General features: G+C 69.6%; 16 protein-coding genes, 1 tRNA gene and 3 pseudogenes. 8 read left to right on the forward strand and 12 right to left on the reverse strand.

Translation table 11 applies throughout. The annotated features are described in order from the left end of the window. Window positions 1–84 precede the first annotated feature (84 nt). The 3 genes from OG985_RS25875 to OG985_RS25885 form a co-directional block, all read right to left on the reverse strand. A complete protein-coding gene (locus OG985_RS25875; RefSeq protein WP_371670723.1) occupies window positions 85–1,605 on the reverse strand; it encodes a flavin monoamine oxidase family protein in 1,521 nt (506 codons plus the stop codon). A gap of 281 nt (window positions 1,606–1,886) precedes the next feature. Continuing rightward, window positions 1,887–3,098, reverse strand: a complete 1,212-nt coding sequence (locus tag OG985_RS25880) for a flavin-containing monooxygenase (RefSeq protein ID WP_371670724.1) — start codon at window positions 3,096–3,098, stop codon at window positions 1,887–1,889. A gap of 267 nt (window positions 3,099–3,365) precedes the next feature. Beyond that, complete coding sequence (locus OG985_RS25885; protein WP_371674495.1) at window positions 3,366–4,994, reverse strand: subtype B tannase; 1,629 nt, start codon at window positions 4,992–4,994, stop codon at window positions 3,366–3,368. A gap of 300 nt (window positions 4,995–5,294) precedes the next feature. Between OG985_RS25885 and OG985_RS25890 the strand changes: the two genes are divergently transcribed. Then, window positions 5,295–5,744: a DoxX family protein gene (locus OG985_RS25890; RefSeq protein WP_371670725.1), complete on the forward strand. Its 450-nt coding sequence runs from the start codon at window positions 5,295–5,297 to the stop codon at window positions 5,742–5,744. A gap of 149 nt (window positions 5,745–5,893) precedes the next feature. Here the strand turns inward: OG985_RS25890 and OG985_RS25895 are convergent. Beyond that, window positions 5,894–5,983: pseudogene (locus tag OG985_RS25895) on the reverse strand (hypothetical protein); the annotation flags it as partial. Here OG985_RS25895 and OG985_RS25900 point away from each other — a divergent pair. Together OG985_RS25900 and OG985_RS25905 are read left to right on the forward strand one after the other, a co-directional pair. Continuing rightward, the gene (locus tag OG985_RS25900; RefSeq protein ID WP_371674496.1) at window positions 5,969–6,334 is read left to right on the forward strand and encodes a Zn-ribbon domain-containing OB-fold protein; all 366 of its coding nucleotides are present in this window, start codon (window positions 5,969–5,971) and stop codon (window positions 6,332–6,334) included. The pseudogene OG985_RS25895 and the gene OG985_RS25900 overlap by 15 nt on opposite strands. Window positions 6,335–6,392: 58 nt before the next feature. Next, a complete protein-coding gene (locus tag OG985_RS25905) occupies window positions 6,393–6,995 on the forward strand; it encodes a GNAT family N-acetyltransferase (RefSeq protein ID WP_371670726.1) in 603 nt (200 codons plus the stop codon). Window positions 6,996–7,033: 38 nt separating this feature from the next. On the opposite strand, the gene OG985_RS25910 is transcribed toward OG985_RS25905, so the two are convergent. After that, a complete protein-coding gene (locus OG985_RS25910) occupies window positions 7,034–8,008 on the reverse strand; it encodes an expansin EXLX1 family cellulose-binding protein (RefSeq protein ID WP_371670727.1) in 975 nt (324 codons plus the stop codon). A 68-nt stretch (window positions 8,009–8,076) separates the two neighbouring features. On the opposite strand from OG985_RS25910, the pseudogene OG985_RS25915 reads away from it, so the two are divergent. Then, window positions 8,077–9,270: pseudogene (locus OG985_RS25915) on the forward strand (ISAzo13 family transposase); the annotation flags it as partial. A 250-nt stretch (window positions 9,271–9,520) separates the two neighbouring features. On the opposite strand, the gene OG985_RS25920 reads toward OG985_RS25915, so the two are convergent. Beyond that, window positions 9,521–9,925: a type II toxin-antitoxin system PemK/MazF family toxin gene (locus OG985_RS25920; RefSeq protein ID WP_371670728.1), complete on the reverse strand. Its 405-nt coding sequence runs from the start codon at window positions 9,923–9,925 to the stop codon at window positions 9,521–9,523. Between the two features lie 110 nt (window positions 9,926–10,035). Between OG985_RS25920 and OG985_RS25925 the strand changes: the two are divergent. Further along, window positions 10,036–10,170: pseudogene (locus OG985_RS25925) on the forward strand (IS701 family transposase); the annotation flags it as partial. On the opposite strand, the gene OG985_RS25930 reads toward OG985_RS25925, so the two are convergent. The 3 genes from OG985_RS25930 to OG985_RS25940 all read right to left on the reverse strand — a co-directional run bounded on the left by OG985_RS25930 (window position 10,115) and on the right by OG985_RS25940 (window position 11,423). Then, complete coding sequence (locus tag OG985_RS25930; protein WP_371670729.1) at window positions 10,115–10,267, reverse strand: hypothetical protein; 153 nt, start codon at window positions 10,265–10,267, stop codon at window positions 10,115–10,117. The pseudogene OG985_RS25925 and the gene OG985_RS25930 overlap by 56 nt on opposite strands. A gap of 100 nt (window positions 10,268–10,367) precedes the next feature. Next, a complete protein-coding gene (locus OG985_RS25935; protein WP_371670730.1) occupies window positions 10,368–10,562 on the reverse strand; it encodes a hypothetical protein in 195 nt (64 codons plus the stop codon). Window positions 10,563–10,571: 9 nt separating this feature from the next. After that, window positions 10,572–11,423: a helix-turn-helix domain-containing protein gene (locus tag OG985_RS25940; protein WP_371670731.1), complete on the reverse strand. Its 852-nt coding sequence runs from the start codon at window positions 11,421–11,423 to the stop codon at window positions 10,572–10,574. Window positions 11,424–11,692: 269 nt separating this feature from the next. Between OG985_RS25940 and OG985_RS25945 the strand changes: the two genes are divergently transcribed. The 3 genes from OG985_RS25945 to OG985_RS25955 all read left to right on the forward strand — a co-directional run bounded on the left by OG985_RS25945 (window position 11,693) and on the right by OG985_RS25955 (window position 16,151). Then, window positions 11,693–12,208 carry an ATP-binding protein gene (locus OG985_RS25945; RefSeq protein WP_371670732.1) on the forward strand — a complete coding sequence of 172 codons (516 nt, stop codon included), beginning with the start codon at window positions 11,693–11,695 and terminating at the stop codon, window positions 12,206–12,208. 328 nt (window positions 12,209–12,536) lie between these two features. Next, window positions 12,537–15,872, forward strand: a complete 3,336-nt coding sequence (locus tag OG985_RS25950) for an RHS repeat-associated core domain-containing protein (protein ID WP_371674497.1) — start codon at window positions 12,537–12,539, stop codon at window positions 15,870–15,872. Window positions 15,873–15,938: 66 nt separating this feature from the next. Next, window positions 15,939–16,151 (forward strand): hypothetical protein, encoded by a 213-nt coding sequence (locus OG985_RS25955; protein ID WP_371670733.1) that lies wholly within the window; start codon window positions 15,939–15,941, stop codon window positions 16,149–16,151. Between the two features lie 116 nt (window positions 16,152–16,267). Here OG985_RS25955 and OG985_RS25960 read toward each other — a convergent pair whose 3' ends face one another. The 3 genes from OG985_RS25960 to OG985_RS25970 all read right to left on the reverse strand — a co-directional run bounded on the left by OG985_RS25960 (window position 16,268) and on the right by OG985_RS25970 (window position 18,546). Further along, window positions 16,268–16,933: a pyridoxal 5'-phosphate synthase gene (locus OG985_RS25960; protein ID WP_371670734.1), complete on the reverse strand. Its 666-nt coding sequence runs from the start codon at window positions 16,931–16,933 to the stop codon at window positions 16,268–16,270. Between the two features lie 198 nt (window positions 16,934–17,131). Next, window positions 17,132–17,200: transfer RNA gene (locus OG985_RS25965), tRNA-Ser, on the reverse strand. A 167-nt stretch (window positions 17,201–17,367) separates the two neighbouring features. Beyond that, a complete protein-coding gene (locus OG985_RS25970) occupies window positions 17,368–18,546 on the reverse strand; it encodes an acetyl-CoA acetyltransferase (protein ID WP_371670735.1) in 1,179 nt (392 codons plus the stop codon). Between the last annotated feature and the right edge of the window lie 10 nt (window positions 18,547–18,556).

The following is an 18,556-nucleotide window of genomic DNA, read 5'->3' on the forward strand; positions in this document are numbered from 1 at the left end:
AGATTAACGAACTGACGCCGCGTCAGGAACGGCTGTGCACGCAAAGTTGAAGACCGGGCGGCCCGTACGGCCCACGGCACCGGTTCACAGCGCCGCGAGTACCTCCTTGGCCACCCGCTCGCCCGAGCGCACCGCCCCGTCCATGAACCCGTTCCAGTAGGTCGAGGTCTCGGTCCCGGCCCAGTGGATACCCCCGACCGGCTTGCGCAAAGCGGCCCCGTACTCCGTCAACACCCCGGGTGGCGCGAAAGCGACCGGTCCGCCCCGGGAGAACCCCTCGTTGTCCCAGCGCTGGAGCACGAAGGAGGTGGGCGACTTGGCCTTGTCGCCGAAGTACGTGGCGTAGTCCTTCAGGACCGCCGCCCTGACCTCGTCGGTGCTCGCCGCGTCGTACTCCCGCATCTCGTCGGCCTCGATGAAGCCCATCAGCGCGCCGTAGGAGGCGTCGGGCGGCGAGTTGTCGAACGTGGACCGGGCGAGGCCGGTGTCGCTGACGACCTGCCCGTTGAGTCCGTCGGCCCGCCAGAAGGGGGTGTCGTAGACGGCGATGGCCTTGCCGATCGACCCCATCGGCATCCGCTGGGTCAACTGGTCGCGCGCGGCCGGCAGCAGCGGGTTGTAGGAGATGCGCGCGGCCAGCGGCGGCGGCACGGCGACGATCGCCCGGCGGGCGGTCACGGTGATCCCGTCGGCGGTCACGGTGTACGTGCTGCCGGATTTGTCGATCGAGCGGACCGGCGCGTTCAGCACCACCCGGTCGCCGAGGGTGGCGGCCAGCTTGACCGGCACCCGCTGCGAGCCGCCGACGAAGCGGGACTCCTGGGCGCCGCCCGCGGTCTCGGTGAGCCGCTCCAGGGTGCCGGGGTTGGACTCGTTGCCGGCGGCGGCGATGTAGAAGAGGACGTAGAGGAGGGAGAGTTCACGCGGCTGCGCGGAGAAGATCGACGTACAGGCCACGTCGAGGAGGAACTTGGCCGAGGGGACGATCGCGTTGGCGTTCAGCCAGGACTCGAAGGTCTGCCGGTCCCACTCCGCGGCCTTGGCGGCCGTCCAGGGGGCGTCGAGGGGGACCTGCTTGGCCATGTCGTCCAGCGAGGACTGCACGATGGCGGCGTTGGCGAGCCCGGCCACGTCGACCGGCGGGACCGAGCCGAGCAGTCCGTCGGTGGCGTAGGGGGACTTCTTGCCGTCCTTGTAGAGGAGGTTCTTGCCGGTGTTGTAGGTCGTGAAGGTCGCCACGCCCAGGGAGTCGGCGAGTGCCTTGATGCGGTCCTGGGTGGGGCCGATGAACTCGCCGCCGCCCTCGGTGACACCGCCGTTGGCCAGCGGAAGGTTCACGACCCGGCCGCCGACGCGGTCGCGGGCCTCCAGGACGACCACGGTCTTGCCGCCGGCCACCAGGTCGCGGGCCGCGACGAGTCCGGCGAGACCACCGCCGACGATCACGACGTCCGCGTCGCGGGTGGCCGCGGCTGCCGTGGTGGCGGTGGCGCCGGTGAGGGCGACCGCCCCGGCGGCCGCCGCGGCGCCGCCGAGCAGGGTGCGCCGGGACAGGGCGTCGGGCCGGCCGGATATGCGGGGGGAGAGCTGTCTTTCGCGTGCCACGTGCATCCTCCGTCGAGAGCGAGAGGTGGGGTGGAGCTAGAAAGGTGAGCAGTATTCACATTCTGGCCCCGTGCGGTGGCGCGGTACAACGCTCCTGCCACATCTGACGCAGGAGTAACAAGAGCGATACTGAAGGGAGTTGAGGCTTTCTACGTCCGTTCGGGTCTTTCTGCGTCCGCCCGGTCCGCTCGGTCCGGTCGGCTCGGCCCGGGTATGGTCGGCTTGGCTCCGGTCCGGTCGGCTCAGCCCGGGTCCGTTCGGGTCTGCCCGGTCCGGTCGGCTCAGCCCGGCAGACGGGACAGCTGCCCCGCGCCCGCCTTCACTCCGGCCCTGGTGACCGCCTTCGCGATCCTCTCGGCGTCGATCGCCAGCTCGCGGAGTGTGCCGCTGATGGGGGTGGTGAAGCCGGTGAAGTACAGGCCGGGCGCGTTCTTCGGGGCGCGGGCACCGTGGGCGACCGGCCTGCCGTGCTCGTCCAGCACGTCGAGGTGCCCGACGAGGCCCTCCAGGGCGCGGACGTAACCGGTGGCCGCGATGACCATGTCCGGTTCGACGCGGGCGCCGTCGGCGAGGACCACCTTGCCGTCCTCGAAGGCGTCCACGGCGGCCACGACCTCGACGCGGCCCTTGCGGACGGCGTCGATGAGCCCGACGTCCTGCACCGGGATGGCCCCCTCCTTGACCCGGCTGTAGAGGCCGGTGGCGGGGCGGGGCAGGCCCTGGGCGGACAGGTCGGGCACGGCGAGCCGGCACATCAGCCGGGCCAGCCGGTCGACGAGGCCGACCGGCAGCCGCCGTACGAGGACACCCGTGTACTGGGCGGCCCAGCCGGCGGTCGAGCGGCGCACGATGTGCGGGACGGTGCGGACGGACAGCCGTACCCGGGAGGCCCCGCCCTCCACCAGGTCGACGGCGATCTCCGCGCCGGTGTTGCCGACGCCGACGACGAGGACGTCACGGCCGGCGTAGGGGTGGGGGTCGCGGTAGTCGCCGGCGTGCAGGAGCTCGCCGGTGTACGTGTCGCGGCCGGGCCAGTCCGGGAAGTGGGGGGTGTGGTTGTAGCCGGTGGCGACGACGACCGCGGCGCCGGTCAGTTCGCGGCCCCCGGTCGCGTGCAGCAGCCAGCCGGTGCCGTCGGGGGAGCGCTCGACGCGGGAGACCTCGACGCCGGTCACGATTTCCAGTTCGTGGACCTCGGCGTACTTCTCCAGGTACCGCACCACGTCGTCCCGGGACGCCCACCGTCCGAACCGGCGGGGCATCGGCAGTCCGGGCAGGGCCGACAGACGCCGGGTGGTGTGCAGGTGCAGCCGGTCGTAGTGGCGCCGCCAGGACGCTCCGACGCGGTCGGACCGCTCCAGTACGACGGCTCGTACGCCCCGGGCGCGCAACGCGTACGCGGTGGCGAGTCCGCCCGGCCCGCCGCCGATGACGTACACGGGGCGGTCTGCGTGGTGCGGGGACGCAGGAGGGGGCGTTGTGGAGTCGGCCATGAGCGCGAGCGTAATCACGCAGGTGGTTGATGGGTCTCGGTCAAGAGGGGATCTGGTTGCGGATCGATCACGCTTGGGGGAGACCGGGGTGGGACCGGTGACGTACCTCACCCGGTCGTGGACGTACGGAGGAGAAAACGACGCCCGGCCAGGGTGGACCCTGGCCGGACGTCGCGGGCGGACGGCGTCAGCAGCTATGACGGGAAACCGACGCCACCGCGCTCGGGGGGCTTCGACGGGAGACCCGGCGAGAGGCCCGGGAGGGGCCTACTTCCTCTTGCCCTTGTAGCCGCTCACCTTGGCGATCCACTTGATGAAGTCGCCCGGGTCGGTGTTGGAGCCGTGCCCCTCGTCCCAGTAGTAGAGGTGGTTCACGTCGTCGCCGAGGTTGTCGGCGGCGGCCGCGATGTTCGCGGAGACCGTCAGCGAGGTGTCGGAGTCCTTGGTGCCCAGGCGGATCCACCAGTGCCTGGAGCGGCCCGGGTTCTCCTTGCCCAGGTGGTACATCGGGTTCATCAGCCGCAGCATCTCGGGGATGTCGCTGTCGAGGCGCCTGGCGGTGAGGCCGGTGGTGTCGCTCTTGAGGCTGTACGCCGTGAAGTGGCGGGACACGGTGGTGCCCTTGCCGAACTCGTTGTTCTCGCCGGCGGACAGGTCGAAGGCGTCGAAGGCCGGGGTCGTCTTCTTGCGGGCGCCGACGTGGGTGAGGAAGTCGGCCCAGGAGAAGGTGGCCTTGCCGCCGGCCCAGGTGATGAAGGTGTTGGCGGCGAGGTAGGTCGCGCGGTCGGAGGCCGACAGGGCCGCCAGATAGGTGGTGGCCGAGGGCTCCAGGTACTGCTTGACCAGGTACTCGTCGTAGTTGCGGGCGTTGAGCGGCCCGAAGCCGTCCAGGCCGCGCAGCTTCAGGGCGGCCTGGTACTCGGCGAACTGCGACTGGAGCGCCTTGGAGACCGTCTGGTCGACGACCTTGCCGGTGCTCGCGGTGACGTTGGAGCCCCAGTTCCACTCGTAGGCGCCGTCGGCGTGCTCCAGGTCGGTGATCGGGCACCAGGCGCCGGTGGCGAAGATCGCGTCGGAGGCGTCGGCCGCGCCGAGCTCCTTGAGGTACGTGTCGTAGATCCGGCTGTCGCCGGACGCGCCGAGCAGCGAGGACAGGGCGCCGCCCGCGCTGACGCCGGAGGAGACGATCCGGTCGGTGTCGCCCGGGATGACACCCTTGTTGGCACGGACGTACCGGACGGCGGCCTTGAGGTCGACGATCGCGGCCGGGGCGACGCCGTAGTACTCGCCGTCGGAGTCCTTGAGGGTACGGCCGCGGGCGCCGGGCTCCACGACGACGTAACCGGCCGCCAGGGCGAGCTTCGGCAGGCTGACCATCTCGCCGCCGTTCACCATCGCGTTGCCACCGGACTGCACCTCACCGGTGCCGGTGCCGGTGCCGCTGGAGGCGGAGGCGGAGGCGGAGGCGGAGGGTGCGGCGGAGGCGGAGGCGCCAGGGGCTCCGCCTCCCGGTATGCCGGTCATGCCGCCACCACCGACGCCGGTCGCGTCCGCGACGGAGGAGGGCATGTAGCCGCCGACCGCGTTGGCGAACAGGATGGGCGCGCCGCTCGCGTCCACGGCGGTGCCGTCGATCTCGACGGGGACGCTGACGTTCAGGCTCTGATACGCCTCGTCCACCGGGTTGGCGACGTAGGTGACGGCCTTCCAGAAGTGGTAGGTCACGTCGTGCTCGGTGCCGGCGGCGTCGGTGATGGTGGTCGTCAGCTTCGTGTAGCCGTCGGGGTCGAAGGCCAGGGCGCCGGAGGCCTTGGAGGTGCTTTTGCTTCCGGCCGCCTGCGCGCTCAGTGCGATGCCGCCGACCGCCGCGACGCCCGCGGTGGCCCCGATCCCCATGACGACGGTCCTGCGCTTCACTGCCCGGTGCTTCACGGTGGTGCCCCTCTGGTGTCCACGGCGGGTGCTGGATTCGACCTTGCGGAAGCGAACGTAATGAAGTGTCGCCAAGATTGCCAACAATCCTGTCTGATTCATTGTGGACGCACAGTTTCATGGCCGGCGCACAGGAATTCCCGGCCACTTCGGGGGTGCGGAAGCCGTCCCCGGGGCCTCCTCCATGGATCGAGGGGGTTGCGGAAGTCCGCCTCCATCCGCTGAACTGACGTACCGTCAGATTCGGTGGTGTCGGGAGGGCTCATGGACACGATCTGGCTCACCGGGGCGCAGTGGCTGGCCGTGCTACGCGTCGGAGTCGGCCTGTGGTGGCTGGAGAGCTGGCGCCACAAGGACAAGAAGGGCTGGTTCGAGCGCGGCACCGGCATCGCGTGGGCGGCGGACGTGGCGGCGAAGCACCGGTGGAACGCGGTGCGCTCCGGCTTCCAGACCGTGGTCGCGCCCAGGCCGCGCACGATGGCGTACGTCGTGGTGTACGCCGAGCTCGCGGTGGGCCTCGGCCTGGTCGTGGGGTTCCTGACCCCGGTCGCCCTGCTCGGCGGGCTGGCCCTGAACGCGCTGTACTTCGCGCTCATGATCCACGACTGGGCCGAGCAGGGGCAGAACGCGATGATGGCGCTGATCTCCGCCGTCGCCCTGTTCGCGATGTCCTGGCAGACGTGGTCGGTCGACAGCGCGCTCGGGCTGTTCTGATGAGCGCGGACCCGGGCGTACGGCCGGACCCGCCTGGGCCGGGCCGACGCCCGGCCCCAGCCGAGAGGGGCGCACGCCCGGATCCCGCGAAGCCCGGGCAGTCGTATCCCTCGAAGTCGGATCCCTCGAAGTCGGACCCCTCGAAGTCGGATCCCCCGAAGTCGGATCCCCCGAAGCCGGGTCCCCCGAAGCCGGATCCCGCGAAGCCGGACGCCCGGTTCGACCTGCCGGAGCCGGATGCCTTCACGCGGACCTACTGGGACGCGGCGGCCGCGGGACGGCTGCTGCTGCGCCGCTGCGAGGCGTGCGGGCGCGCGCACCACTACCCCCGGGAGTTCTGCCCGTACTGCTGGAGTGAGGACGTGACCTGGGAGGAGGCGAGCGGCCGGGCCACGCTGTACACCTGGTCCGTCGTCCACCGCAACGACCTGCCGCCCTTCGGCGAACGCGTGCCGTACGTCGCCGCCGTGGTCGACCTCGCGGAGGGGCCGCGGATGTCCACCGAGCTGGTGGAGGCGGGGGAGCCGCGGGCGGGGCTGGAACTGCGGGTCGCCTTCCGGGAAGGCGTGCCGGTGTTCCGGTCCGCGTGACGGCGGTGCCGCTCAGCCTCCAAGGTCGCGGGGTCGGACCGAGGTGTTGAATGGCCGGATGACCGACACCCGCGAGCCGCACTCGATCCCTCTCACCACCAGTCTCCACGGCCACGGTCTGACCCTGCGTACCTGGGACCCGGAGTCCGCCACAGACGTGGCCGCGTGGCTGCGTGCGCACACCGACCCGGACTTCCTGCGCTGGAACACACCGTTGCGGACGATCGAGGACACCGCGAGCGCGCGGGCGTCACTCGACGCCAGGGCCGCGGACGTCGCGACCGGACGGGCGATGACCTTCTGCGTCACGGACGCCGGCGACGGGACGATTCTCGGGCAGGTGTCCGTGAACGCCATCGACCGGATCTTCAGCTGCGGCGTCGTCGGCTACTGGGTCCTGCCGGAGGCCCGTGGCCGGAACGTCGCCGCCCGCTCCCTGTTGCTCGCGGCACGTTGGGCGTTCACCGAAGTCGGCCTGCACCGGTTGGAGTTGGGCCACGGCATCGGCCATGAGGCGTCCTGCCGGGTCGCCGAGCGGTGCGGTTTCCGGTACGAGGGGACCCTGCGCGGCGCGATGTGGGAGGCGAACCGCAGGGACGCCTTCCGGGACGCCCACCGCCACGGCCGACTGGCCACGGACCCGGAGCCGCAGGCGCCGTGACGGCGGGCTCGGCCCGGCGCCTTCCTGATGCGGCGGGGTCAGCGGGCGGCGAACTGGGAGCCGGTCTTCTGGACGACGTTCGGGCTCACCGCGATCGAGTCGAAGGTCAGTTGTTCTCCGTAGATGTCCGTGATCCTGATCGCGCCGCCGCAGCCGGCGCCCTGCTCGGAGAGGAAGTAGTTGTAGCCGGTGCGGGGTAGTTGCCGCCAGGTGCTGCCCGTACGGACCTCCAGGCGGGCCAGCGGATTGCGGTGGCCGAGGGCCTGGATGCCGCACCAGTAGCGGCTGGAGCCGGTCTTGTACCGGATCGACACCGTGTCGGACGTGGCCGGGCTCAGCAGACTCCAGCTGACCGGGATCTGGCCGGCCGAGAGCGCGGCGAGCTTGGCGAAGGCCTGCTTGCTGAGGTCCAGTTGGCCGGGCCGACAGGGTGCCGGGCACTCGTTGACGATCCGGACGGTGATGCTCGCGCCGCCCGCCGCGCGGACCAGCACGTACGCTCCGCACGCCTTCGACGTCTCGTAGTCGGCGGTGTTCATCGCCGCGACCATCATCGTGTCGCTCGGACCGAACGAGCAGGCACCGTCGCCGGTCCCGGCGTCGTAGTGGGTGGCGACGCCCTGGTAGGTCGTCTTGGGCCGGATGCGTCCCGCGAGCGGTGCCGAGGCGGACCCCGTCCTGGTGGCGGTCTCGGCGGACGGCCGGGCCGAGGCGGTGGTCCGGGCGGCCGACGGGGAGGCCTTACGGCTCTTCTTCGCGCTCGGCGACGCCGAGGACGGCTTCGCGGAGGACGCGGAGGCCGACGGGGACGGCGACGGTGACGCCGTGGGCGACTCGCTCGCCCGTGCACCGGTGACGGACGTGGCGGCGGTGCGTGCGGCCTTGTCCTCCCCACCGGGGTGGAAGGCCACGACCAGCGACACGACGAGCGCTACGGCCGCCACGGCGAGGGCGGAGACCCAGGCCGTGCGGCGCTGCGGGCGGGAACGGCGGCGGTGTGAAGGGGTTGCCACGGACGAGTCCTTAGGGCTCGTAGCGAAACAAGTTATGAATCAGTCGCGCGGCGCGTACGTTTCCTGCTATGCCGATCGATATGGAGTCCCTGGCCCGGCGCTACGAGGCGATCCGGGATCACCTGACCGAGCGGCAGCGACGGTTGTGGCTCGGCAACGAGGCTCGTGAGCTGGGTGGCGGCGGTGCACGGATCGTCTGTGAGGCGACCGGGGTGTCCCAGGACACGATCCGACGGGGCCGCGGGGAACTGGACGATCCGCAGCCGCTGGCGGTCGGGCGGTCCCGGGGGCCGGGAGGCGGCCGCAGACGGGCCGAGGTCCTGGACCCGCAACTGGCCGTGGACCTGGATGCCCTGGTCGAGCCGGAGACTCGTGGTGATCCGATGAACCCGCTGCGCTGGACCACGAAATCGCTGTCGCACCTGGTTGCCGAGCTGGTCAATCGGGGACACCGGTGCACCGAGAACGTCGTGGCCCGACTGCTGCACGAGGCCGGCTACTCCTTGCAGGGCAACGCCAAAACCGTCGAGGGCAAGCAGCACCCCGACCGCGACGCCCAGTTCCGCTACCTCAACGATCAGGTCAGGGCGGCCCTCGCTGCCGGACAGCCCGTCGTGTCCGTGGACTGCAAGAAAAAGGAACTGATCGGGAACTTCAAGAACGTCGGCAAGGAATGGCGACCGCCTGGGGACCCGGTGAAGGTCAACGTCCACGACTTCCCCGGACCGGCCGGCAAAGCCATCCCCTACGGCGTCTACGACATCGGCGCCAACGCCGGCTGGGTCAGCGTCGGCATGGATCACGACACCGCCGCGTTCGCCGTGAACACCCTGCGGACCTGGTGGAACAACGTCGGCCGGGCCGCATATCCGCAGGCCACGACACTGACGATCACCGCGGACAGCGGCGGATCCAACGGCAGCCGACTACGGGCCTGGAAGACCGGGCTGGCTGCCCTCGCCGCCGAGACCGGCCTGTCGATCACCGTGCTGCACCTGCCGCCGGGTACTTCGAAGTGGAATCGCATAGAGCACCGGCTGTTCTCCGCAATCACCATGAACTGGCGCGGGACACCACTGACCAGCCACGAGGCCGCCGTTTCCCTGATCGGTGCGACGACGACCGAGACCGGCCTGACCGTGTCCGCGGCCCTGGACACCGGTGTCTACCCCACAGGCATCAAGATCAGCGACAAGGCCATGAAGGCCCTCCCGCTGACCCGTCACGAAACCCACGGCCAGTGGAACTACACCATCAGCCCACCCGCCGACACTCCCGAACCCGCAGACGTTAAATCACACTGAGCCCTTAGTTCAGGTGAGGCCCCGAGTATGGGAGCTTCCTCCCCTCAGTGGCCGCCGAACCCGAAAAGGTTGCCGTGACTTCAGCTACAGCAGGTGGTCCGTTGCCGGCCGTGTCGGTACCTATGCGGAAGCAGTTGTTTCGTTCCGCGCAGAAGGGCTCTTGGACGAGACCGACCACGCCGTCGCGGGCGTCCGTTTCCTTCTCCGCCTACCCGAGTCCACCGAGACGGAGGGCGTTCCTTATCTCGCTGAGCTTCGCGGTCGTCTCCGGGGTCCACTCCTTCGCCTGCTCACCGAGACGGAGGGCGTTCTCAATCTCGCTGAGTTTCGCGGAGGACAGGGCGCCCGCCCGCTCGATCAGGTCGTCCCGGGACACGGTGGTCAGCCACGTGCAAGGGGTGAAGCCCGGACGCGGGAACGCGAACCGAAGCACGCCTTCAAAGGGCAGTCCTTCCACGGCGCCTACTGCCACTTCGACGCCCAGACCGGTGATGTCGACACCCGCCCGAGCGACGACCTGCATCACCCGGATCCCGGACGCGTCGTCTCCCGACAGCAGCACGACCGGCCGCCGCTCGTCGAACTCCACCCACCAGACTTCGCCACGTTGCACATGTCCTCCTGACACAGGACGGCGGGCGGACGCTGCGCGACCCCGACGCGCTGTGGAGACGGGTGCGGCCACCCGTTGATCATCGGTGTGTGAAGACAAACGATCACGCGGTGGCGGCAGGTCACAGCGTAGACCCTGCCCGCTGGCAGGAGGCGTTCGAGGGTCTGATGAGCCGGATAGCGGGACGGTTCACACGGGTCGAACCCCGGTTCCGGGTCCGGAAGTTGGTGCTCGGACTGCTGTCGGTCCCTGGCCGCGCAGAGGTAGGGGGTTGGCCTCCGTGGCGCTGGGGTCAGGTTCGGTGAAGCGGCCGAGGGTGGGGTCGTAGTAGCGGGCGCCCATCTTGTACAGCCCGGTCGGGTCGAGGTAGGCGCCGGTGTAGCGGAAGGAAGCTTCCGGCCCTCAGTGGCCGTCGAACCCGAAAAGGTTGCCGTGACTTCGGCTACAGCAGGTGGTCCGCCTTGCCCGCCTTGATCTCCAGGATGAGGGAGCGGAGGGCCTGGTGGGTGTCGGTGAGGGGACGGTCCTCCTGCCCGGTGACGGCGATGTAGGCGTTGCCGGCCGGGTCGGTACCTATGCGGAAGCAGTTGTTGCCTTCACCGCAGAAGGGGTCTTCCCATGCGATTTCGGTGCTCATGTCTGTTCCTCAGAGGTCGCAGGCGATGTCGAGAATGAGGTCGCGTGAGGCTGCCGCAGGCAGTGACGTGTCGTCCATCCAGTCCAGATGCGCACGGTACTTGGTGAGCTGGGCGTCCGCGTTGGTGAATACCGGGCCGTGCGCGGAGTCCAGTTGCACGGTGTCGAGCTCGGCCACGGGTCCGTTCGCGTACAGCACCGCGTGGCCCGCCCCGGGGAATCCACTCACGCTGACCGGGATGACCCGTACCTCGATCCCGTCCTGTTCGGACCGTTCCGCGAGGTGCTTGAGCTGATCCCGGGTCACCTCGACGCCGCCGAACCTCATGCGCAGCGCCGCTTCGTGGACGTAGGCGAGGTAGGGCAGAGGCTCGGGCCGCTCGAAGACCTGCTGACGTGCCAGGCGGTGGGCCACCCGCAACTCGATGTCCAGTCTTCTGATCGGCGGAAGTACGGCGGTGAAGATCGCGCGGGCGTACTCCTCGGTCTGGAGGAGTCCGGGTACGTGCATGAACTGCACGGTGCGTACCCGTGTCGCGTGCCACTCCAACTCGGCGATGTCCAGCAGCCCGGCGGGCAGGGTGCCCCGGTACTGCTCCCACCAGCCCCGGGCCTTGTCCTCAGCGATGGCGACCAAGGCGTCGACGTAACGCTCGTCGGTGCAGGCGTAGTTGGAGGCGAGAGTGCGGATCCGCTCGGCGGTGAAGGGACGGATGCCCGACTCCATGTTGGACAGTCGGGTCCGGTCGATGCCGAGTAGTCCAGCGGCGTACTCCGTGGTGGCGCCCGCCGCGAACCGCATCTTCCGCAACTCCGCGCCCAGGCGCTTCTGTCGCTCGGTCGGCGTACTTCTCGTGGACATGCGGCCCCTTCGTGCGCTGTGGACGCCCCAAGTCTGCCGGGGGAGCACGATCAAGTCCATCAACAATGGAGGTAATTATCTCCATCGAGCTGGACACTGTTACCCCAGTATCTCTACAGTCAGTAATGGCTCGACTACAGAGCCGTCACGAAGCTTCCCGGAAGCGCATCACACGCGCCCGCCCGACGTCTCCTCCCCTGGGAGGGGTGGGCCCGTGTCAGGGAGACAGGCCACCGGGAGTTCCCTCCGCACACGACAAGGGAGTTGCCGTGCACCTCGACACCGGGTCCTGCCAGTCCCCGACCTCCGTCACCGCCGATACCCTCTCCGCCCCCACCCGCCCGGAGTCGCTCTCCTGTAGCTTCACGCTTCCCGCGACCCCGCGAAGTCCGGGCATCGCGCGCGCCGCGACCCGGACGGTTCTGCGGGCGCACGACCTGGCCGAGGTGACCGACGCGGCCGTGCAGGTGGTGGGTGAACTCGCCGCCTGCGCCTGCCTGTTCTCGCCCAGGGCGGAGCTGTACGTGTCGCTGCGCTATCGGTACGACGCCCTGCGCGTCACTCTCTACGACGGCCATCCACCGCACGCGGACGCGCGTCTGGGCGCGATCTGTGTCCTGTCGCGGCGGGTGTCGTTGCGCGTGCTGGACGGGGTGGTGCGGGACTGCCGCGGGGACTGGGGCATCGGCGGCGACCGGGAGCCCTGCGGAGGCACCCGCATGTGGGCGGTGCTGCCGCGCGCGGGGGCCTGCGGCTATCCGGGCGAGCGGAGCCCTCATGAGTGACGGGGCCCCGTGGAAGCCTTTTCGGTCTCTTTTGCGACTCTTTGAGCTTGTGCTGCTTCGTTCCTCGAAGGCTCATTGCAATCTTTTGGCCGGAATTACCGCGCTATGGGGTGTTGAAGGGGAGGGGCTGATTCCTGCACGCCTGTGAAGGAAGTTCGTGGGAACGGCACGGATCTTTGTGCGAATCCCGTGGCACCTTGTGGGCGCTCGGTGACCACTGGGGCCACCGGGGTCTGTCTTCCTGTGGGGGGAAGTCATGCACAAGCGTGCCTTCGGCATGTCCTTATGGCGTGCCCGTAAGAGATCAGCGGCTCTGACCGTCTCGGCGATGGTGGCCTCGGGGGCGCTGGCCCTCTCGGCGCTCCCGGCCGCGAGCGCGGTCGCCGACGACACGAAGCCCACGTCGGTGTGGGGTTCGGACAGTCCCGACTTCGAGATGCCGGCGGTGAAGGTCGGCCCCAACCGGCCGGTGAAGTCCGAACCGTCGCAGAATCCGACCGACGAGGTGTACGCGCCCTGGCTGCGCGAGCAGCGCGAACACGCCACGGGTGCACCGTCCGAGAAGGCCAAGTCCCGTAGCGGAGCGGCGGATACCTCGGTGACGTCGCTGGTGCCGGAGGGGCAGGGCAACGTGCCCTGGCACCGCTACACCAGCTTCGCCATCACCGACGCGCTGACCGCGAAGATCGACTACTCGACCGGCAACCTGATGCTGACGGCCACCGACTTCGACATCGCCGGGGTGGGACAGCGCCTGACGCTGGCGCGGACGTACAACTCGATGGACGCGCCGTGGGGGAAGGTCTCGCAGCGCTGGTGGCAGCAGTACGAGCGCTACCTGTCGATCTCCTCCACCGAGGTGGTCTTCTACGACGCCTCGGGCGCCACGGTCCGCTTCACCAAGAACAGCGACGGCTCCTTCACCACCCCGAAGGGCTACTCCGAGGACCTGAAGAAGAACGCGGACGGCACCTACACCCTGACGAAGTGGAAGTCGGGCGGCACGGAGACCTACGACGCGAACGGCACCCTGACGAAGGTCACCGACCGCAACAAGGGCACGGTCACCGTCACCCAGCACGACGAGGGCGGCGAGCACAAGGGATTCAAGCTGACCGAGACCCGCTCGGGCCGCTGGATCGACCTGCTGAAGACGGACGCCTCGCAGTGGCAGGCCAAGGACAACACCGGCCGTACCGCCGTCTTCAATCTCGACAGCGCGGGCAACCTGGCCGGCACCACGGACGCCGAGGGCAAGACGGTCACCTTCCGTCACGACACCTCCGGCCGCGTCGACAAGATCACCACCGCGGAGGGGCGGGTGACGGTCTTCACCTACGACGACGCCAACCGCGTCACCTCCATGCTGCGCGGCACCGGCTTCGACAGCGACGGCCACACCGGCCCGACCTGGACCTACGCCTACAGCGCCGACTCCCCGACGGCGGCCGGCACGACCACGGCCACCGACCCGGAGACGCACGCCACCAAGTACGTGCACGACGGCGACGGCCAGGTCACCGAGGTGACCGACGCGCTCGGGCACAAGCGTTCCACCAAGTTCGACGCCAACCACAACATCGACACCGCCACCGACGCGATGGGCTCGGGCACCACCCCGGGCAACGTCACCGACTACGGCTTCGACACGCGCAACAACCTGAAGACCGCGGTCGCGCCGACCGGCGGCGCGACCGTCAACAACTGGCAGACCATCGCCGGCGGCGACGCGCCCAAGGACTCCACCAACCCGGACGGCGAGAAGACCGCCTTCACCTACGACACGGCCGGCAACACCAAGACGGTCGCGCAGACCGGCACCGGCGGCGGCAGCGTCTCCCACGACTACAACCCCGCTACCGTCACCTGCGGCGGCTTCGAGGGCCAGCGCTGCGCGCAGAAGACGAAGATGACGTCGTCGAAGACGGTGGAGACCGACTTCCACTACGACACCAAGGGCAACCTGGACACGGTCACCCCGCCCGCGCCGCTGGCCAGGACGACGTACACCTACGACGACCTCGGCCGCACCAAGACCGTCACCGACGCCCGCAACGTGACGGTCACCTACACCTACGACAACCTCGACCGCATCCGCACCGTGACCTCGCCGAACACGGTGAAGGTCGAGTACTGGTACGACGGTGACGGCAACCTGACCCAGCGCTCGGACGGCACCGGCACGATCAAGTACGACTTCGACCCGCTGCAGCGCGAAACGGTCCGCCACCTCCAGGACGGTTCCCAGACCCTGCTGGCCTATACGGCGGCCGGCAACGTCGACTACTACCAGGACCCGGCCGGCACGGTCGACTACACCTGGAACGAGGTCAACAAGCTCAAGGAGCTGAAGGACCCGCAGGGCCGCGTGACCACGTACACCTACAACAACAACGACGTCCGCAAGACGACCACCTACCCCGGCGGCACGGTCCAGACGGTCAACGTCGACAAGTCCAGCCGGCCGGAGTCCATCAAGGTCACCTCCGACCAGGGCACCCTGGTCAACCTCGCCTACACCTACGGCTACGGCACCAACAGCGCCACCGACGGCAGCAAGATCCGCACCTCGACCGACAACGTGACCGGGCTGAAGCGGACGTACAGCTACGACGGAGCGGGCCGCTTCTCCTACGCCAAGGAGGAGAAGGCGGGCGCGATCGCCGACTCCTGGCAGTACTGCTACGACCTGGCCGGCAACCTCACCTCCCAGGGCACCGACCCCGGCTGCCCGCGCGGCACCACCTACACCTACAACGACGCCCAGCAGCTCACGTCCAAGTCGAGTTCCACCGGCACTTGGTCCTACGACAAGATCGGCAACGAGACCGCCGGCGCCTCCACCGACGACTACCTGCGCACCGTCGAGACCTGGTCGGACCACTCGCAGATGACGTCAATCACCGTCAACGCCAAGACGTACGCGGGCCAGTACGGCTCCACCGACCAGAGCGAACGCGTCAAGCTCGGGGACACGTTCTTCCACAACGGGCCGCTCGGCCTGTCCGCCACGTCGACTGCCGGCGTGGACATGGGCTTCAACCGGGAACCCGGGGGCACGTTGAACTCCATGACGACCGGGGGCAAGACCTACTTCTACCTGACCGACGCCATCGGCAGCGTGATCGGTCTCGCGGACGAGGACGGCAACAAGGTCGACACCTACACCTACAGCCCCCGCGGCGTGCGCATCCTCGCCCAGTCGACAGAACCGGTCGTCCAGCCCTACCGCTTCGCGGGCAACTACCAGGACCCCACCGGCCTTTACCACCTGCACGCCCGCTACTACGACGCCAATATCGGCCGCTTCACCCAGCCCGACCCCTCCGGCCAGGAACAGAACCCGTACCTGTACGCCGAGGGCGACCCGGTCAACCGCATCGACCCCAACGGCACGATCAGCCTCACCGGGGTCGCGGACGCACTCGGGCCGATCGGCGACGGCATCACAGGCGGCGTGCATCTCTTCCAGGGTGACACAAGGGGGCTCTGGGGCGACGTAGCTGGGGCGGTCGCAGGTGGGTTGGCCGCGGCGGCCTGCGGCGCCGCCGTGGCGGCATCGGCCCCTGCAACCCTCGGCGGATCTCTCGGAGCGGCCACCGGTTGCTACGCCATTTCATGGAGCGTCGGTCAGATCGCGTCAAACGCCGTAAGCGGTGGATAGGTAACTGAAAGGCGAATGCCGGGCGCTTCGCGCGCCCGGCATTCGCCCACACAGATTGGGGAAGAAGTGCCCGAGGTCGGTTGGTCCGTTGGTCAGCGCGCCGCGGTAAAACGATGGATGATGTTCGTCTACCTATTTGCTGTCGCGGGGCTTGTCCTGTCGATCCTTCTGATCGTCATGGGAAACAGCGGCGGTTGGATTCTGCTTGCGCTGACAGTGTGCATTGCCGGTGCGGCTCACATGTTTGTCGGGAACATCAGGAAACGTCAGCCCCGCTGACAACCACCAGTTCTGGGCGGTGCTTCACCGATGACGGGCCCATCAGTCGTCCAGGCCCGCAAGAAGAAGTAGCCCCGGCTCGGGCCGAACCTCCTGATAACGCGCGAATCCGTCGCTCACGGCCAGAGGAGTTCCCTGGTCCAGCTCTCCGTCTGGCGGCGGTATGTCAGCCGTACGTGACGGCGTCGGGGGTCGCCCTGGAAGAACTCGACCTCGTCCGGGCGTAGCCGGTACAGCGTCCAGGTCGGCGCCTCCGCCTCCGGTTCACGCTCCGCTCGTTCCCACGCCTCCCGCGACGCCCTCGCCAACTCCTCCACCGAGCCCAGCACCTCGCTCTGCCGTCCGGTCAGCGCGGACGCCAGCGCCCCCGTCGACCGGGCGTGCAGGTCGGCCTGTGCCTCCGTGTCGGGGGCGACGGTGACCGGGCCGCGCAACCGGACCTGGCGGCCCAGCAGCGGCCAGTAGAAGGTGAGCGCGGCGTACGGCCGGGTGGTGAGGTGGTGGCCCTTGCGGCTGGTGGCGTGCGTGGCGAAGGCCCAGCCCTCCGGGTCGGCACCGTGCAGCATCACGATCCGGGCGTCCGGGCGTCCCTCCTCGTCGGCCGTCGCCAGCGTCATCGTGTGCGGCTCTCGCTCGCCCGCCGCCACCGCCTCCGCGAACCAGGCGGTGAAGAGGGGCAGTGGTTCGGCGGGGGCCGCCGCCGGGTCGAAGGCCGGCAGGTCGGTCACCTCCGGGTCCCACACCCGCAGTGACCTCAGTAGCTCGTGAAGTTCCGTTCCCATGCCCCCAATGTCTCGTGGATCCGGTTCGGCGCGTACCTCGAAGGGATCGACGTCGCCGACAGGGGCCTGGGCGCGCCGAACATGACGAAGCCGCCCGCCTCACTTCCCCGAGGCGGGCGGCTGGTGCCGTAGGCGTGCAGAGATCGAGGTCGGCGACGGCGACAACGCGTCCTGGGCCGCTGGACGACACCGGCACGAAGCCGGCGGCGGGATTCGAACCCGCGTCACGCTCTTGACAGGAGAAGTAGCCGTTGCCTGCGCACCTGCACGTCGAGGACGGTAGCGCGGGGCGGGGCGGGCGTGCACGTGGGTTTTCGGGCGGCAGGGCACCCGTCGACCGGGTGACGGCGGGCCAGTGGCGTGGCGGGGGGCGGGTCGCATGCCCCGCGACCCGCCATGCCGCCGTCGCCGCGAGCCCGTCGCCACGCGCCGGGTCAGTCCCGCCCCAGCACCACCGTCCCCGCCGAGCAGAACCACCCGCCCGTGCCCGACGCCAGCCCGAGGCGTGGCAGGCTTCCGTCCGGGCGCCGGACCTGGCGTACACCGCCTTCCCCACGCAGCTGCCGTACCGCCTCCACCAGCAGGAACAGGCCCCGCATGCCCGGGTGTTGGGCCGACAGGCCGCCCCCGTCCGTGTTCACCGGCAGTTCCCCGCCCTCGACCCGCAGCCGGCCCTTCTCCACGAAGGCCCCGCCCTCGCCCTTCGCGCAGAAGCCCAGGTCCTCCAGCGTCACCAGGGTCATGTAGGTGAACGCGTCGTAGATCTCCGCGAAGTCCATCTCCTGTGGTCGTACCCCGGCCCGCCGGAAGGCCAGCCGTCCGCTCACCGCCGCCGGGGACACCGTGAAGTCGTCCCACTCCGACATGCTCGCGTGCGAGACGTGCTCGCCGGTGCCGAGGATCCACACCGGGGCCGTACGGCAGTCCCGTACGTACTCCTCGGCCGCGAGCAGGACCGCCGCCCCGCCGTCGGACCGCAGACAGCAGTGGAGCTTGGTGAAGGGGTCGGCGATCATCGGGCCGGACAGGACCTCGTCCACGGTGACCGGGTCCCGGAACATCGCCTCCGGGTTGAGGGCCGCGTTCGCCCGTGCCTGGACCGCCACCTCCGCGAGCTGCTCGATCGTCGTGCCGTACTCGATCATGTGCCGGCGGGCCGCCATGGCGTACTTGGAGACCAGCGTGTGGCCGTAGGGGACTTCGAACTGGAGGGGACCGCGGGCGCCGAAGGAGAGGTTTCCGGTCCGGCGGCCCGCCCTGATGTCGGCGCGGGCCGTCGAGCCGTAGACGAGGAGGACGGCGTTGGCGTGGCCGGCGGCGATCGCGTCCGCCGCGTGGGCCGCCATGACCTCCCAGGTGGAGCCGCCCACCGAGGTGGAGTCGACCCAGGTGGGGCGCAGGCCCAGGTACTCGGCGACCTCGACGGGGGCGAGAGTGCCCGTGCCGGCCGAGGCGAAGCCGTCGACGAGCCCGCGGTCCAGGCCGGAGTCGGTGAGCGCCCGGCGGGCCGCCTGGGCGTGCAGGGTGTAGGGGGTCGCGTCGTCCACGCGGCCGCAGTCGGAGAGGGCCACGCCGACGATCGCGACGTCACGGCCGTTCGGTCCCGCCATCATGAATCTGACG

The sequence above is a fragment of the Streptomyces sp. NBC_00289 genome (genome assembly GCF_041435115.1).
In the GTDB taxonomy this organism is placed as follows: Bacteria; Actinomycetota; Actinomycetes; order Streptomycetales; family Streptomycetaceae; genus Streptomyces.